General features: G+C 63.9%; 14 protein-coding genes. 9 read left to right on the top strand and 5 right to left on the bottom strand.

Translation table 11 applies throughout. The annotated features are described in order from the left end of the window. Positions 1 to 14: 14 nt before the first annotated feature. The 5 genes from hutU (at position 15) to hutG (ending at position 7,007) form a co-directional block, all read left to right on the top strand. Positions 15 to 1,694, top strand: coding sequence for a urocanate hydratase (gene hutU, locus CDV44_RS08795; protein WP_087687683.1), 1,680 nt, complete (start codon positions 15 to 17; stop codon positions 1,692 to 1,694). Positions 1,695 to 1,702: 8 nt separating this feature from the next. Then, positions 1,703 to 3,259, top strand: coding sequence for a histidine ammonia-lyase (gene hutH, locus CDV44_RS08800; protein WP_087687979.1), 1,557 nt, complete (start codon positions 1,703 to 1,705; stop codon positions 3,257 to 3,259). Positions 3,260 to 3,404: 145 nt separating this feature from the next. Beyond that, the gene (locus CDV44_RS08805; protein WP_087687684.1) at positions 3,405 to 4,796 is read left to right on the top strand and encodes an amino acid permease; all 1,392 of its coding nucleotides are present in this window, start codon (positions 3,405 to 3,407) and stop codon (positions 4,794 to 4,796) included. Further along, complete coding sequence (hutI, locus tag CDV44_RS08810) at positions 4,793 to 6,013, top strand: imidazolonepropionase (protein WP_087687685.1); 1,221 nt, start codon at positions 4,793 to 4,795, stop codon at positions 6,011 to 6,013. The genes CDV44_RS08805 and hutI overlap by 4 nt, the downstream gene beginning before the upstream one ends. Positions 6,014 to 6,074: 61 nt before the next feature. Beyond that, positions 6,075 to 7,007 carry a formimidoylglutamase gene (gene hutG, locus CDV44_RS08815; RefSeq protein WP_249277463.1) on the top strand — a complete coding sequence of 311 codons (933 nt, stop codon included), beginning with the start codon at positions 6,075 to 6,077 and terminating at the stop codon, positions 7,005 to 7,007. A 29-nt stretch (positions 7,008 to 7,036) separates the two neighbouring features. Here the strand turns inward: hutG and CDV44_RS08820 are convergent, their stop codons facing one another. From CDV44_RS08820 to CDV44_RS08830, 3 genes are all read right to left on the bottom strand, one after another. Beyond that, positions 7,037 to 7,438 carry a lysozyme inhibitor LprI family protein gene (locus CDV44_RS08820; protein WP_249277464.1) on the bottom strand — a complete coding sequence of 134 codons (402 nt, stop codon included), beginning with the start codon at positions 7,436 to 7,438 and terminating at the stop codon, positions 7,037 to 7,039. Between the two features lie 45 nt (positions 7,439 to 7,483). Then, positions 7,484 to 8,191, bottom strand: coding sequence for a response regulator transcription factor (locus CDV44_RS08825; RefSeq protein ID WP_087687687.1), 708 nt, complete (start codon positions 8,189 to 8,191; stop codon positions 7,484 to 7,486). Between the two features lie 154 nt (positions 8,192 to 8,345). Then, on the bottom strand, positions 8,346 to 9,836 hold the full coding sequence (locus CDV44_RS08830; RefSeq protein WP_087687688.1) for a helix-turn-helix transcriptional regulator: 1,491 nt from the start codon (positions 9,834 to 9,836) through the stop codon (positions 8,346 to 8,348). A 194-nt stretch (positions 9,837 to 10,030) separates the two neighbouring features. On the opposite strand from CDV44_RS08830, the gene CDV44_RS08835 reads away from it, so the two are divergent. Then, positions 10,031 to 10,768, top strand: coding sequence for a response regulator transcription factor (locus tag CDV44_RS08835; protein WP_087687689.1), 738 nt, complete (start codon positions 10,031 to 10,033; stop codon positions 10,766 to 10,768). Here CDV44_RS08835 and CDV44_RS08840 read toward each other — a convergent pair. Both CDV44_RS08840 and CDV44_RS08845 read right to left on the bottom strand, forming a co-directional pair. Next, positions 10,705 to 11,355, bottom strand: coding sequence for an anti-sigma factor (locus tag CDV44_RS08840; protein WP_087687690.1), 651 nt, complete (start codon positions 11,353 to 11,355; stop codon positions 10,705 to 10,707). The genes CDV44_RS08835 and CDV44_RS08840 overlap by 64 nt on opposite strands. Beyond that, positions 11,355 to 11,936, bottom strand: a complete 582-nt coding sequence (locus CDV44_RS08845; protein ID WP_249277465.1) for an RNA polymerase sigma factor — start codon at positions 11,934 to 11,936, stop codon at positions 11,355 to 11,357. The genes CDV44_RS08840 and CDV44_RS08845 overlap by 1 nt, the downstream gene beginning before the upstream one ends. Positions 11,937 to 12,275: 339 nt before the next feature. Here CDV44_RS08845 and CDV44_RS08850 point away from each other — a divergent pair, with 339 nt between their 5' ends. The 3 genes from CDV44_RS08850 to CDV44_RS08860 all read left to right on the top strand — a co-directional run bounded on the left by CDV44_RS08850 (position 12,276) and on the right by CDV44_RS08860 (position 15,192). Then, a complete protein-coding gene (locus tag CDV44_RS08850) occupies positions 12,276 to 13,238 on the top strand; it encodes a LysR family transcriptional regulator (RefSeq protein ID WP_087687691.1) in 963 nt (320 codons plus the stop codon). 109 nt (positions 13,239 to 13,347) lie between these two features. Further along, the gene (locus CDV44_RS08855; protein WP_087687692.1) at positions 13,348 to 14,352 is read left to right on the top strand and encodes an ABC transporter substrate-binding protein; all 1,005 of its coding nucleotides are present in this window, start codon (positions 13,348 to 13,350) and stop codon (positions 14,350 to 14,352) included. Positions 14,353 to 14,424: 72 nt separating this feature from the next. Further along, positions 14,425 to 15,192: an ABC transporter permease gene (locus CDV44_RS08860; RefSeq protein WP_170935915.1), complete on the top strand. Its 768-nt coding sequence runs from the start codon at positions 14,425 to 14,427 to the stop codon at positions 15,190 to 15,192. Positions 15,193 to 15,198: the final 6 nt, after the last annotated feature.

Consider the following 15,198-nt stretch of genomic DNA (forward strand, 5'->3'; position numbering starts at 1 on the left):
ACGAAAGGAATGCTGTGAGCCAACCTACCCGATACCGCGATGTGACGATCCGCGCGCCGCGCGGCACGCAACTCAATGCCCGTAGCTGGCTGACTGAAGCGCCGCTGCGCATGCTCATGAACAATCTCGACCCGGACGTGGCCGAGAACCCGAACGCTCTCGTCGTCTACGGCGGCATCGGGCGTGCCGCCCGCAACTGGGAATGCTTCGACAGCATCGTCGCCACCCTCAAAACGCTCGGCGACGACGAAACGCTGCTGGTCCAGTCGGGCAAGCCGGTCGGTGTCTTCAAGACGCACGCCGACGCACCGCGCGTGCTCATCGCCAACTCCAACCTCGTGCCGCACTGGGCCACGTGGGAACACTTCAACGAACTCGACGCCAAAGGTCTCGCCATGTACGGCCAGATGACCGCCGGCTCGTGGATCTACATCGGCAGCCAAGGCATCGTGCAAGGCACCTACGAAACCTTCGTGGAAGCCGGCCGCCAACACTACGGCGGCAAACTGGCCGGGCGCTGGGTGCTGACCGCCGGCCTCGGTGGCATGGGCGGCGCGCAACCGCTCGCCGCCACCCTCGCCGGTGCCTGCTCGCTGAACATCGAATGCCAGCAAACCAGCATCGACTTCCGCCTGCGCACGCGCTACGTGGATGAACAAGCCACCGATCTCGACGACGCACTGGCCCGTATCGCCAAGTACACGGCAGCAGGCAAGGCCGTGTCCATCGCCCTGTGCGGCAACGCGGCCGAGATTCTGCCGGAGCTGGTGCGTCGCGGCGTACGCCCCGACATGGTCACCGACCAGACCAGCGCGCACGATCCGCTCAACGGCTATCTGCCCATCGGCTGGACCTGGGACGAATACCGCGAACGCGCCCGCAGCAAGCCCGCCGAAGTCGTGAAGGCCGCCAAGCAATCGATGGCCGTCCACGTCAAAGCCATGCTCGCTTTCAAGGCAATGGGCGTGCCGACGTTCGACTACGGCAACAACATCCGTCAGATGGCGCTGGAAGAAGGCGTGGAGAAGGCGTTCGACTTCCCCGGTTTCGTGCCGGCGTACATTCGCCCGCTGTTCTGCCGTGGTGTCGGCCCGTTCCGTTGGGTCGCCCTGTCCGGTGACCCGGAAGATATCTACAAGACCGACGCGAAGGTCAAGGAACTGATTCCCGACGACGCGCACCTGCACCGCTGGCTCGATATGGCCCGCGAACGCATCAGCTTCCAAGGGCTGCCCGCCCGTATCTGCTGGGTCGGCCTCGGCCTGCGCGCCAAGCTCGGTCTGGCGTTCAACGAAATGGTGCGCTCGGGTGAGCTCTCCGCACCCATCGTGATCGGCCGCGACCATCTGGATTCCGGCTCGGTTGCCAGCCCCAACCGCGAGACCGAAGCGATGCGCGACGGCTCCGACGCCGTGTCGGACTGGCCGCTGCTCAACGCTCTGCTCAATACCGCCAGCGGCGCGACGTGGGTGTCGCTGCACCACGGCGGTGGTGTCGGCATGGGTTTCTCGCAACATTCGGGCGTGGTGATCGTGTGCGACGGCACGGACGCCGCCGCCGCACGCATCGCCCGCGTACTGAACAACGACCCGGCGACGGGTGTCATGCGCCACGCCGACGCCGGCTACGACATCGCGATCAACTGCGCCCGCGAAAACGGCCTGAACCTGCCGATGCTGAATACCTCGAAGTGAACCTCACCATGTCGAATCAAAACAACGCCCCCCTGAATTCCCTGTTCATCACGCCCGGCACGCTCACGCTGGCACAACTGCGCGCAGTCTTCGAGCAGCCGACTAAAGTCACGCTCGACGAGAAGGCCTACGCGGCCATCGATAAAAGCGTCGCCTGTGTAGAAGGCATCGTCGCCGAAGGCCGCACGGCCTACGGCATCAACACCGGCTTCGGGCTGCTGGCGCAAACGCGCATCGCCCACGAAGATCTGGAAAACCTGCAACGCTCGCTCGTGCTCTCGCACGCCGCCGGCGTGGGCGCCCCGATCGACGACGCGCTGGTGCGCCTGATCATGGTGCTCAAGATCAACAGTCTCGCCCGCGGCCTGTCCGGTATCCGCCGCAAGGTGATCGACGCGCTGGTCACGCTGGTCAACGCGGAGGTCTATCCGCGTATTCCGCTGAAAGGCTCGGTGGGGGCATCGGGCGATCTGGCGCCGCTCGCGCATATGTCGCTGCTGTTGCTGGGCGAAGGTCATGCGCGCTATCGCGGCCAATGGCTCGGCGCCCGCGAAGCACTGGCCGTCGCGGGGCTCGAACCGCTGACGCTGGCTGCCAAGGAAGGGCTCGCGCTGCTCAACGGCACGCAGGTCTCCACGGCTTATGCCCTGCGCGGCTTGTTCGAAGCGGAAGATATGTTCGCCGCCGCGAGCGTATGCGGTGCCTTGACGGTCGAAGCCATGCTCGGCTCGCGTGCCCCGTTCGACCCGCGTATTCACGCAGCGCGCGGCCAGCGCGGTCAGATCGATGCGGCCTCCACGTATCGCCATCTGCTCGGCGAAACCAGCGAAATCGGCCAGTCGCACGCCAACTGCGAGAAGGTGCAAGACCCCTACTCGCTGCGCTGCCAGCCCCAAGTCATGGGCGCGTGCCTGACGCAGATTCGCCAAGCCGCCGACGTGCTGGGCGTGGAAGCCAACGCGGTGTCGGATAATCCGCTGGTGTTCTGGGAACAGGGCGACGTCATCTCCGGCGGCAACTTCCACGCCGAACCGGTGGCCATGGCCGCCGATAATCTGGCGTTGGCACTGGCTGAGATTGGTGCCTTGAGCGAACGGCGCATTTCGCTGATGATGGACCAACATATGTCCCAGTTGCCGGCTTTTCTGGTCGCCAACGGCGGGGTCAACTCCGGTTTCATGATCGCGCAGGTCACCGCCGCCGCACTCGCATCGGAAAACAAGGCCTTGGCACATCCGGCCAGCGTTGATAGTCTCCCGACCTCGGCAAATCAGGAAGATCACGTTTCGATGGCCCCCAACGCCGGTAAGCGGCTTTGGGAGATGGCCGATAACGTCAAGGGCATCATCGCGATCGAATGGCTCAGCGCCTGTCAGGGCCTGGACTTCCGCGAAGGGGTGAAGACGACGCCGGTGCTCGAACGTGCCCGCGCCCTGTTGCGCACCGCAGTCCCGTTCTACGATAAGGACCGCTATTTCGCACCGGACATCGAAGGGGCAAGCGCGTTGATCGCGCAGCGCCACCTGACTGCCCTCGTGCCTTCCGGCACTCTGCCGAGCGCTTGATTCGCGTTTGATTCGCGCCCTGCCGGTGCGAAACGAACAGCGATTCGCGCACCGGCAACCCGCCTGATCGCGGGCTAATCGTCATACCGCCTGCCCCATGGGCGGGCCGGTTCATTGCGCAAATTACGCATATTCAGGAGACAGCTTGAAAAACCTGCAACGCAATCTGAGCGCGCGGCACATCCGCTTTCTGGCGCTCGGGTCGGCCATCGGCACCGGCCTGTTCTATGGCTCGGCCTCCGCCATTCAACTGGCCGGTCCGGCCGTCATCCTCGCCTACATCATCGGTGGCGCCGCCGTCTACATGGTCATGCGCGCGCTCGGTGAAATGGTCGTTCGCCAACCGGTATCGGGCTCGTTCGGCCGCTATGCCCGCGACAACCTCGGCCCCCTCGCCGGCTTTCTCACCGGATGGACCTACATCCTCGAGATGGTCATCGTGTGTCTGGCCGACGTGACGGCTTTCGGCATCTACATGGGCTTCTGGTTTCCCGACGTGCCGCAATGGATCTGGGTGCTCGGCATCGTGATGGTCATCTGCGGACTGAACCTGTGCAACGTGAAGGTGTACGGCGAAATGGAGTTCTGGCTGGCGTTGGTGAAGATTCTCGCCATCGTGGCCATGATCGTCGGCGGGGCCGTGATCCTGTTCACCGGCGTGCATATTCACAGCGAACATGCCCCGGCAGTGAGCAATCTCTGGTCGCATGGCGGCTTCCTGCCGAATGGCTGGGGTGGCCTGATGGCGTCGTTGGCGGTTGTGATGTTTGCCTATGGCGGCATTGAAATCATCGGCATCACCGGCGGCGAAGCGAAGAACCCCGAGAAGGTGATTCCGCGTGCCATCAACGCCGTGCCGCTGCGCATTCTGCTGTTCTACGTGCTGACGATGTGCGTGCTGATGGCCATCTTCCCGTGGACCGGCATCGGCAATCAGGGCAGCCCGTTCGTGCAGATCTTCTCGGGTCTGGGCATCAAGTCGGCGGCAGCGATCCTCAACGTGATCGTGATTTCGGCAGCCATCTCGGCCATCAACAGCAATATCTTCGGCGCGGGCCGCATGATGTTCGGCATGGCCGAGCACGGTCAGGCGCCGGCGGCATTCAGCGCAACGTCGCGCCACGGCGTGCCTTGGGTAACGGTGCTGGTGATGACCGGCGCGTTGCTTGGCGGCGTGGTGCTGAACTACCTGATTCCGGAAGGCGTGTTCCTGATCATCGCGTCGATCGCCACGTTCGCGACGGTCTGGGTCTGGCTGATGATTCTGCTCTCGCAGGTCGCCATGCGTCGTCGCTTGTCGGCCGATGAAGTCGCTGCGCTCAAGTTCAAGGTACCCCTGTGGCCGGTCGGCCCGGCGCTCGCCATCGCGTTCATGCTGTTTGTGATCGGCGTGCTGGGCTATATGGAAGACACGCGGGTGGCGTTGTATGTCGGCGCAGGCTGGATCGCGCTGATGTCGGCGGCCTACTGCTTCGGCGTCAAACCCAAGGCGTCGCGTGAAGCGCGCGACGACACCAGCCAAACGAGCCTCTCATGAAACGTATCCACTGGAAGCACTGCCATGTCGCCACGATGCGCGACGGCCGCTACCACGCGATCGAAGACGCCGTGATCGTCACGCACGGCAAGCAAATCGAATGGGTCGGCCCGCGCAGCGAGCGCTCCGCCACCGCAGCCGACGAATGTGTCGATCTGCAAGGCGCGTGGGTCACACCGGGGCTAATCGACTGTCATACGCATCTGGTGTTCGGCGGCAACCGCAGTCTCGAGTTCGAGCAGCGCCTGCAAGGCGTGAGTTACGCCGAGATTTCGGCAGCGGGCGGTGGTATCAAATACACCGTGCGGCACACACGCGATGCGACCGAAGACGCGTTGTTCGAGTCGGCGCGCAAGCGGCTTCTCACGTTGATGCGTGACGGCGTGACGACGGTCGAGATCAAATCCGGCTACGGACTCGATCTGAACAGCGAGCGCAAGATGCTGCGCGTGGCCAGACGCCTTGGCGAAGCGCTGCCGGTTACCGTCAAGACGACGTGTCTGGCCGCGCACGCCGTGCCGTCGGAGTTTGCCGGTAAGGCGGACGAGTATGTGAACTACGTCTGCGCCGAGATTCTGCCGACGCTTGCTGAAGAGCGGCTGGTCGATGCGGTCGATGCGTTCTGCGAGACGATTGCGTTCTCGCCCGCACAGGTCATGCGCGTGCTGCTGCGTGCGCAGAAGCTGAAGCTGCCCGTGAAACTGCACGCCGAGCAACTCTCGCCCCTGGGTGGTGCCAGCCTTGCGGCGGAGCTGGGTGCACTGTCGGCGGACCATCTCGAATACATGACGCCGGAAGACGCGGCTGCGATGGGCCGGGCCGGTACGGTGGCCGTGCTGCTGCCGGGCGCATTCCACATGCTTCAGGAATCGCGCCGGCCGCCGGTGCACCTGCTGCGCCAGCACGGTGTCGATATTGCCGTGGCCTCCGATCTGAATCCGGGCACCTCGCCTGCCCTGTCGCTACGTCTGATGATGAACATGGCGTGCACATTGTTCGGCCTGACGCCTGAAGAAGCGCTGGCAGGTGTGACACGCAACGCCGCCAAAGCCCTCGGCATGCTCGATACCCACGGCACGATCGAAATTGGAAAGACAGCCGACTTCGTCGCGTGGGAAATTGAACGGCCTGCCGAACTGGCGTACTGGCTTGGCGGCGAACTGCCCTGCCGGACCGTCCGCCACGGACAATGGCGCGACGTGTCCGTCGACGCATAACCCCTTCACGGTACCCGCTCCCATGCCCACTTCAGCGACAGCCCTCCCCGCGCAGACGGCGATGCCCACCGTCTGGCAAGGTCGTACCGACGCGAACGAGCGCGGCGACACCCGCCGGCTTTTCAACGTCGTGAAAGTGCTCGACGGCCCAGCACACTCGGCAGTGCCGGGCGCTCCCGTACTGCTCGGATTCGCATGCGACGCCGGCGTCAAACGCAATCAAGGGCGTGTGGGTGCGTCCGAAGGGCCGCAAGCCATTCGCCGTGCGCTCGCGAACCTCCCTGCCCACGACATCGCCCCGCTCTACGATGCTGGGGACGTGACCTGTGAAGGCGACGCGCTCGAAGCCGCGCAAGCCGCGCTCGCCATCGCTGTCCGCCGCCAGTTGGACGCCGGTGCAAGGCCTGTCGTGCTCGGCGGCGGTCATGAGATTGCATGGGGTACATGGCAGGGGCTGCGCGCACATCTCGACGCAAAAGGCGACCGCGGCCGGGTGCTGATTCTCAATCTCGATGCGCACTTCGATTTGCGAACCGCCCGGCCCGGCACGTCCGGGACCCCCTTCGATCAAATTGCACAAGCCAGTGAGGCAGCCGGATTGCCTTTTGACTACGTCTGCCTTGGCGTCAGCCGTCTGGGCAACACTGCGTCGCTATTTGCGCGTGCGAACGAGTTGGGGGTGACATACGCCGAAGACATTGAGATGCAGGACAGGCATCTGGACGCTCGTCTCGCGCAGATCGATGCGCTGATCGAGGAGGTATCGCACGTCTACCTCACGATCTGCCTGGACGTCCTGCCCGCGGCAGTCATGCCCGGTGTGTCGGCACCGGCTGTCTATGGTGTGCCCATCACTGTGGTCGAGGCGATTGCCACGCACGTGCGCCGTTCGGGCAAACTCCGCGTGGCCGATCTCGCGGAATACAACCCGCACTTCGATCCCCAAGGGTCAGGGGCCCGTGTCGCGGCCCGGCTCGCCTACCGTCTGCTTTGACCGGCAGATGTGAGCTGACTCGGCGCGTCTTACTTCGCGCAGGACAGGTCCCCTTCCTGACAGTGAAGCTGACCGTCGAGTCGCTTGGTCTGCGCCTGCGTCAGTTCATCGGCGCACGAGGCGTACATCGCTGCGTGAATGCTGCCGCCATCGGTCCCCATGGTCTCGAACGCACATTGGGCATCCCGCCACGCGAGCCATGCGCGCTGCGCGCTCAGGAGCTTGCTCTTGCCCGAAGGGCCGACCTTCTTGACCAGCGCGTTGTACGTCTCGTTGAGCTTCTTGTCAGACGCAGCAAGCGACTTGCCCGCGCAAGCGTTCATGGTGGTCTGATCCTGCGGGTTGTCGCAGGGATCGGCAGCCCACGCGGAGGCGCTCGTCAGGCCGGTCAACATCAGCGCCGCCGCGCCGCTCATCCAAATCTTTTTCATGGGTTCTCCGGAACTGTCATGGGCCATGTGCCCGAATAGCAAAGCTTACAGCCTCGCGGGCTGCGGACCGTCAAGCCGGTAGCCCGAGGCATACACGGCGCGCAGTGCCACCGGGCCGCCTCCCGAAAGCCCGAGCTTGCGGCGTATCTGGTTGATATAGCGCGTCAGCGCACCCGGCTCTCGGGCCTGTGCGGCTTCCCCCCAGATCTTTTCGGAGATGCGCGGGCGGCTCAGCACCGACCCCGGATGCGAGAAGAACAGCCATGCTGTCGCGAACTCGCGGGTGGTCAGGTGAATCGGACAACCTTCGCGAGTGCAGCGGCAGTTCAGCTTATCCAGCCGGTAGCCGCCGTATTCGATGACGGTCGCCTCCAGCTCCGACGTGCGCCGCCGCGCCACGCAGCGATACGCCCGCGCCTGCAACTCGTCTAGCGATAGCGCACCCGCGACGATGTCGTCGCCGCCGCAAGCCAGCGCATCGCGCATGGCAGCCGCACTCAGATAGTGGCCGGTGACGAGAATGGGGAGATCGTGGCGCGCGTGGCAGGTGCGCCACGTCGCGAGAAACGCGATGGCCTCGGCGTCCGTATCGGCATCGATGACCACCAGATCGGCATTGGCGCGCACCGAGAGATAACGGATCAGCTCGACCCGATTGTCGAAATCGATGACCCGGCAATTGCCTGAGCCTTGTTCAAGTGCAGAGAAGACGGCGCGAAGCGCTTTGCTGCGAGACAGAAGCACGATGACCATGCCGGGGCCTTTCGAGGGAAACAGCGGCGAGTCTGCCTCAGGCCCTCGGACACGCCGAAAATCTCAACAGCGCGTCATATTACGTCCTCTTACACGCACCATTGGGGTGCCCTGCAACGCCGAAACCAGTGCACATCCCCCACGTTGATGACGCTCAGGCGTTGATCGTCTCCGAGGGCGATTCGTCGAACTGCTTGCGATAGCTCTTGACCAGCGCCGAGCGGCTCGTCACCCCCCAACGATTTGCCGTACCCAGTACGGACCCCATGACGCGTGCGTCGTCCATCAGTTCATTACGAATGCCTTCGAGACGCAGTTTGCGAATGAGTGCGCCCGGCGACATGCCCAGCGAGCGCTTGAACACCATTTGCAGTGCACGCTCCGTCACGTTGACCTGTGCCGCGACTTCACGCGTGGTGAGTTCGCTGTGCGCAATGTGCTCGATGATGTAGCGATAGGCCTTGCGATATTTGGCCGGCAAGCGCGTGGCGATATCGTCGCCGCGTGCCATCTGTGCCGCATCCGCCTGCGGGTCGAGACTGCGCGTCGGGGCGATCTGCGAACGCAGGCAGAACAGCGCCTGCAACGAGTAGCTGGTGTACAGCGAAATGCCCTGATGGATCTGGCCGCGTTGGAACGCCAGCTTTGCGCTCACGTACAGCCATTCGAGATCGGAGTGCCGCGCGGCATGATGCACGTCGCGGGCGCCGATGGCATCGAAGAGCCGCACCGCGACGTCGGCCTGCCCGCCCGCCAATGCCGCGAGCACGGCGTTCAGCCTCAGATTCATCAGCACCTGCGGGCTGCCGCACGCACGTAAGCCGTCGATCAAGTCGTTCAATGCACCTGCATGGACACGGGCGCCATCCGACAACTCGCCCAGATGGCGCATATAGGTGCGATACCGGCACACCAGCACCCCGTCGGTGGCCGAGCTGGCGTCTGCCGCCGCGACACGATTGCCAAACACATCGAGCCCATCGGTGGCTTCGCATTGATGCGTAGCGCCCGGCGCAGACTCTGCACTCAGCCACGCGGATTGCCAGAACACATGATCGGACAATGCCGACGAGCGGCGAATGCGCGAATGCAGCGTGATGTCCGAAAGCAATAGCGAAACGATGCTTTCCCAGATCGGATGAAGCGCATTAAGAAGCTCATTAACCGACCGGTCGGCTTGCAATAGCACTTGCATGGCCGCATGCGGCCGCCCCAGCCGATAGTCGACGATAGCCAGCCCCACACGCGCCTCAATTTCCTGCGCAGCATCGCTCGCGCGATCACGAATAATGCTGATGAAGCAGTTGCGCGCCACGGCAAACCGGTCGCGCAGCAACGCCTGCCAACCCGCATTGCGCGCCGACATCAGGCGCAGCGCATCGCCACCGGCGCGGCAACCGCGCTGCGCTCTCGCATAGCTCTGCTCGGCTTCTTCCTCAAGTTCGCGCAGCACCTGAACGTCGGCCAGCGCGCCGAGATTGGCACCTTGCACGTCTTGCCAGTGCTTTTCGTTCTGGTCGGCAGCGCCGCAAATGGCCGCATAGGCACGCGGCCAATCGCCGGCGAGCAAGGCATCGGCGCAGCGTGGCATAGCGTTACGCATACGCGCACTGGCGATCAATGCGAAGTAGATCCGTGCGTTCATGAGGTTCGCTTTTCGGGGGGAGTGGCAGGTAACTCAAGGTAGAACGCCATACCCTGCTGAATTCTCAACAACCTGATGCGAAATCCTCACTTTTCATATCGCCGGTTCAGGTGTTTATGTAGGGAGCGCTGCAAGACAGCACGGTGACTCGAAGCATGTAAGAACGTATTTAAGACGGGTAATTGGAGATTCCGGTGAAGTTTGCAATTCTGACGAGAGACGTCGCGCTTTACGAAGCCATTCGCACCAGCCTGAACACGGACGGGTCCTGTCAGCACTTCGACGACGCCGCGCAGTACGCGATTGCCGCGACGCGCATCGGTTACTCGGCGGTCCTCATCGACGCCGCGCTCGGCCCTTATGAAATGCAGGGCGTGCTGGCCCGTCGCCGGGGTGCGCGGGGTGACGGGGCACCGGTCATCTGCTTCGGCACGCCGGCATGGATGCTCGACTTCGCGTTTCGCTCAGGCTGCGACGACGTCGTGATGTATCCGGTCGATGTGGGCGAACTTAGCGTCCGGCTGTCGCTCGCCATGCAACGCCGCGCGACGTCAACCGCAGCGCGCAGCAACGAGATTCTGGAAGTGGGTGCCTATGTCGTCGATCGTGGCCGCGACACCGTGGCGATTCACGGTCTCGACGTACCGCTGACTGCACGCGAGTTCGCCGTGGCATGGCTGATCTTCAGCCAACCGGAGATGCGCATCAGCCGGCAGCAGATTGCCGAAGCCATCTGGGGAAGCGACGAAAAGGTAGCGGCCCGCAGTATCGAACAGCACGTCTACAAGCTGCGCAACCGGCTGGGTCTGCGCGGCGATCATGGCTTGACGCTGCGCACGGTCTACGGTGGCGGCTACACGCTGGAGCGTCAGGGCAATCGCCATACCTCGCATGTGTCGCGCCCACCGAGTGCCATCGGCACATCGCCATAACCAGGTCGCCGACCGGATGAATCCTCGGACTGCGATCGTGTCGGGCGTCCGTCACTACACATGGTCGTCGCGGCATTGCTGACCGAGGGCGTCAGCAGCAGCGATGACAACGAGGAAGAGGATGGCTCGTCGGCCAAGAAGCGCGCACCGGCGAACGACAACAATACGGCACACGCTGTAGCAGCGGCGGCAAACGTGCCGGCCGACCACCACACCAGCGGTCGCGCACGGGGAGCGGCGAAATGGACCACGCCCGGCATGGCACCCGCCGCGAGTTCGCCGCCGAAAATACGAGTGGCATGCGTGCGCACGAAACTGGCGTCGTTGGCGCTGGACGCTTTGCGCAGCAACCCATGCGTCGTGCGTCCCCGTGTCAGCGCCAGCACACTCGCCTTGAGCCCCGGTGGCACGGGGGGAGCCACGAGATCGTCGAACGCCTCGCGATACGGCAACGCCGAGGCCCGCAACGCCGCCACGCGCGCGCCCATGTCCTTCGAGCGGGCAATCGCGGCTTCGACCTGTAGACGTGCATCGTCGGACAAGGCCCCTTCTACATAGGACAGGAGCGTCTGGTCGTTGATCACCATTATTTGGATGTCTCTGCCAGCGCCGGCCGCAAGCGACGCGGCGCAATGCCGAACTGCACACCAATGGCCTGACGCGCCGCCGACAGGCGGCCGGTCACCGTCGCCACGGGCACATCGAGAATCTGGGCAGCTTCGCGATAACTGAACCCTTCGACTGCCACGAGCAGCAGCGCAATGCGCTGGGTCTGCGGCAAGCGCTCCACCGCGTCGACAATCTGCTGATGGCTGGCGTGCTCGTCGGGCAGTCCCGACACGCCATCGGCCACGTTCTCGAGCATCTCGTCGTCCCACGCCACGCCGCTGCGGCTGCGCACGTTGCGGGCACGTAATTCGTTGACCCACAATGAGTGGACGATCGAATACAGCCAGTTCAGCGGCGCACTGTCCGGACGCAAGTGGGCATCGGCCCGCTCCAGCGCCCGCACGCAGGCGCGTTGGACGAGGTCTTCCGCATCGTGCCGGTCGCCCGTCAGACGCAAAGCGAACGTCCAGAGTTTGGGCAGCATCGGGGGTAAAAGGCTCGCGAAACTCGTGTCGCGTTCGAAGTCCAGCATCGTCATCACCAAGCGCTCGTGCAGCATGCACGGCACCGATTATTCCCGTGCGCGCGTAAAGGAAATAATAAGATTCCCTCAACAGGCGCCCTCGCCAGATTCACCTGACGTCCCGCGTCCCTGCCCTCGCCCCCATCTGCGAACGCGTTCGTTCCGCACATCAACACCCTCAGCCCTGCCCCTAAGCGATTTCCCCTACCCGGATTCTCACGGCCTAATACAAAGTATTAGTTTTACTTAATTCGTTTTTGTTTTTAGGGCCTGAATCCCTACAATCCACAGAAATTCTTATATCGATGCATCGCTGCGCACCGGAAAACGCCCTCTCGCGCCACCGGCACGCACCGCCCGACCGGAGACAGGTTGATGAAAAAGCGTGCAGACCTCGACGTCAGATCGTTGCGGATCTTTGAAGCCGTCGCGTCGGCCGGCAGCCTCTCGGGCGCCGCCGATACGCTGGGCGTCACGCAATCGGCCATCTCGCAGGCCATCGCCCAGATCGAACAAACCGTGGGTACGCGAGTGCTCGACCGGTCGCGCCGTCCGCTCAAGCTCACGCCGGCCGGTCTGGCGCTCTCGCGTCATGCCCGCCAGATCGTCGACGACATGGACCGCCTCATCGCGCAGGTGCAAGACGCCGATGTCGCCAGCCGTGCCGCCGTGCGCGTGGGCATGATCGACTCGTTTGCCGCCACCGTCGGCCCGTCGATCGTGCGGCAGATGTCGGGCAGCACCAGCGAACTGCTGCTCTGGTCCGGGCTGGCCAACGGACACGCGCAAGCGCTGCTCGCCCGCCAGCTCGACCTGATCGTCACCAGCGACCCCATGCACGACATGGAGCGGCTGGTACGCCGCCCGATCTTCACCGAACCGTTCATCGTCGTGGTGCCCAAGGCACGCGAGGCCGAGCTTGCGCAGGCCGATCTGAGCGAACTGATTCGCACCCTGCCGCTGATCCGGTTCTCGGGACGCTCGCACTTTGGTGCCGTCATCGAGCGCCATCTGCGCCGCACGGGTCACTCGCCGCGTATGCATCTGGAGATCGACACATCCGACGTGGTCATGTCGATGGTTGCCGCCGATCTGGGCTTCACGATCGCCACGCCGCTGTGTCTGTTGCAGGGACGCGCGTCGCTCTCTCAAGTGGCCGCACTGCCGCTGCCCGGCCCAGCGCTGTCGCGCACGATTTATCAGGTCTCTCGCGAAGGCGAAGTCTCGGAGATGGCCTCGCAGTGCTTTCTTGCCGGGCGTCTCGCGCTGGCGCAAGAGGCATTCCCCGAGTTGCAACGCCTCATGCCATGGCTGGGCGAGCGGCTCGCCTTGTGCTGATTTCCCCTTACGTTCCTCCCCCATCGCCCGCTAATCCCATACCGCCATCACCGCAACACCCGCGCGCATCGTTCACCGCGAAATAACACATATCCAACAGGAGACACGCATGAACCCGTCACGACGCAAGTTTCTTCACACCAGCGCCGCCATGTCAGCCGTTGCCGCCACCGCCGGCCTGACCGTGCCCGGTATCGGCCGCGCGGCCGACGCCGCCACCGTCCAGTACGGCGGCTCGGCATGGCTTGGTCACTACCCTGCCTATCTCGCGATGAAGTCGGGCGCACTGACCGCCGCCGGTATCGATCAGCAATGGCAGTCGTTCGGTACGTCGTCGGCGCGCATGAGCGCGGTGCTCTCCGGCGGCATCGACATTGCCTGCACGGGCATCGTCTCGGCACTGGCGCTGATGGCGCGTGGCTCGAAGCACTTCTCGATCGTGGCCGTGCCGGAAAGCTTTGGCCGCGTCGAAGGTCTGTTCGTGCGCGAGGGCGTGAATTCGCTGCAAGACCTCAAGGGCAAGAAGCTGGGCGTGACCTTCGCGTCGAGCGCGCATCTGCTGGTGCTCGACCTGCTGGGCAACGCGGGGTTGTCGAACGACGTGACGGTGCTGAACGTGCCCGCCCCGGAAATTCCCGGCGCCATCCAGTCGGGCCAGATCGATGCCGCCGCCGCGTGGACGCCGCAGTTCAACCGCATTCGCGCCATGTCGGGAATGAAGCTGCTTGCCGACGACACGCAGTTCTCGCTCTACAAGCGCTACAACGTCACGCCCGGTCCGGACGTGCTGATCGTGCGCAATGCGTGGGCCGAGAAGAACGGCGATGTGGTGCGCAAGTACCTCAAGGTCTACTTCGACGCCTGCCAGACGCTGCGCGACAAACCGGATGAGGCCGCCCGTTCGCTGATCGGCTTGACCGGCATGTCGGCGCTCGACCAGATCGAAACGATCAAGGGCGCGGAGTGGTACACCCTCGCGCAGCAAACGCAGTTGCTCAAGTCACCGGGCAGCTATGTCGACGGGCTTCAGCGTCTGGCGGAAATGCTCGTGACGTACAAGCAGATCGACAAGGCGCCGGCCGTGCGCCAGTGGATCAACACGTCGTATCTGTAAGCCCTGCGGCTGTGCCGTCGCGCCGGTGTTCGTGAGCCTCACGAGGCCGGCGCAAGTTCGAGGAGTCTGATTGTGAATCATCGTCAACCGTCCCGCGCCACGTTGCTCGGCGTGGGGTTTGCGTCCATCGTGGTGTTCCTGCTGGTCTGGGAACTCGCCTGCCGCACCGGGGCCATCGATCCCCTGTTCCTGCCGCCCCCGTCCGCTGTCGGCGAACGCATCATGGCCATGCTCAGCGACGGCACCCTCGTCGCCAACGTGCTCGCCTCCACGCGTCGCGTGATGACCGGCTTTATCGCCGCCACCCTCGTCGCCATTCCGCTGGGCATCATTCTCGGCACGTCGACGTACGCACGCGCCGCGTTCGATCCGATCCTGTCGTTCCTGCGCCCGCTGCCGTCGATGAGCTGGATTCCGCTCTCGCTGCTGTGGTTCGGTATCTCGGAGACGCAGAAGTACAGCATCGTGTTCATGGGCACGTTCGCCCCGGCGCTGGTCTACGTGATTGAAGCGACGCGCAACGTCGACCCGCTGCTGATTCGTGCGGCCCGCAATCTGGGCGCGGGAAACTGGCAAGTCATGCGTGAAGTGATTCTGCCCGCGAGCCTGCCGCAGATTCTCTCGGGCATGAAGATCATTCTCGGCCTGTCGTGGACGTGCGTGATCTCCGCCGAACTCGTCGCCGCGCGCGAAGGGCTGGGCTTTCTCATCATGAACGGCAAGGAGTTCTTCCAGACGGAAGTCGTCGTGCTCGGCATGGTGATGATCAGTGTCACCGTGTTGGTGACGGACGTGGTGTTTCGCGCCATCGAGCGCAAAGTGTTGAGGTGGCAGGCATGAACGATC

It is taken from the genome of Pandoraea sp. PE-S2R-1, from assembly GCF_002179865.1.
Classification (GTDB): domain Bacteria; phylum Pseudomonadota; class Gammaproteobacteria; order Burkholderiales; family Burkholderiaceae; genus Pandoraea.

Bases quoted from the DNA above. Each gene is read 5' to 3' on its own strand.
- hutI (WP_087687685.1), top strand. From the start codon at position 4,793: ATGAAACGTATCCACTGGAAGCACTGCCATGTCGCCACGATGCGCGAC.
- hutG (WP_249277463.1), top strand. From the start codon at position 6,075: ATGCCCACCGTCTGGCAAGGTCGTACCGACGCGAACGAGCGCGGCGAC.
- CDV44_RS08820 (WP_249277464.1), bottom strand. From the start codon at position 7,438: ATGAAAAAGATTTGGATGAGCGGCGCGGCGGCGCTGATGTTGACCGGC.
- CDV44_RS08850 (WP_087687691.1), top strand. From the start codon at position 12,276: ATGAAAAAGCGTGCAGACCTCGACGTCAGATCGTTGCGGATCTTTGAA.
- CDV44_RS08855 (WP_087687692.1), top strand. From the start codon at position 13,348: ATGAACCCGTCACGACGCAAGTTTCTTCACACCAGCGCCGCCATGTCA.
- CDV44_RS08830 (WP_087687688.1), bottom strand. From the start codon at position 9,836: ATGAACGCACGGATCTACTTCGCATTGATCGCCAGTGCGCGTATGCGT.
- CDV44_RS08825 (WP_087687687.1), bottom strand. From the start codon at position 8,191: ATGGTCATCGTGCTTCTGTCTCGCAGCAAAGCGCTTCGCGCCGTCTTC.
- CDV44_RS08840 (WP_087687690.1), bottom strand. From the start codon at position 11,355: ATGGTGATCAACGACCAGACGCTCCTGTCCTATGTAGAAGGGGCCTTG.
- hutH (WP_087687979.1), top strand. From the start codon at position 1,703: ATGTCGAATCAAAACAACGCCCCCCTGAATTCCCTGTTCATCACGCCC.
- CDV44_RS08845 (WP_249277465.1), bottom strand. From the start codon at position 11,936: ATGCTGCACGAGCGCTTGGTGATGACGATGCTGGACTTCGAACGCGAC.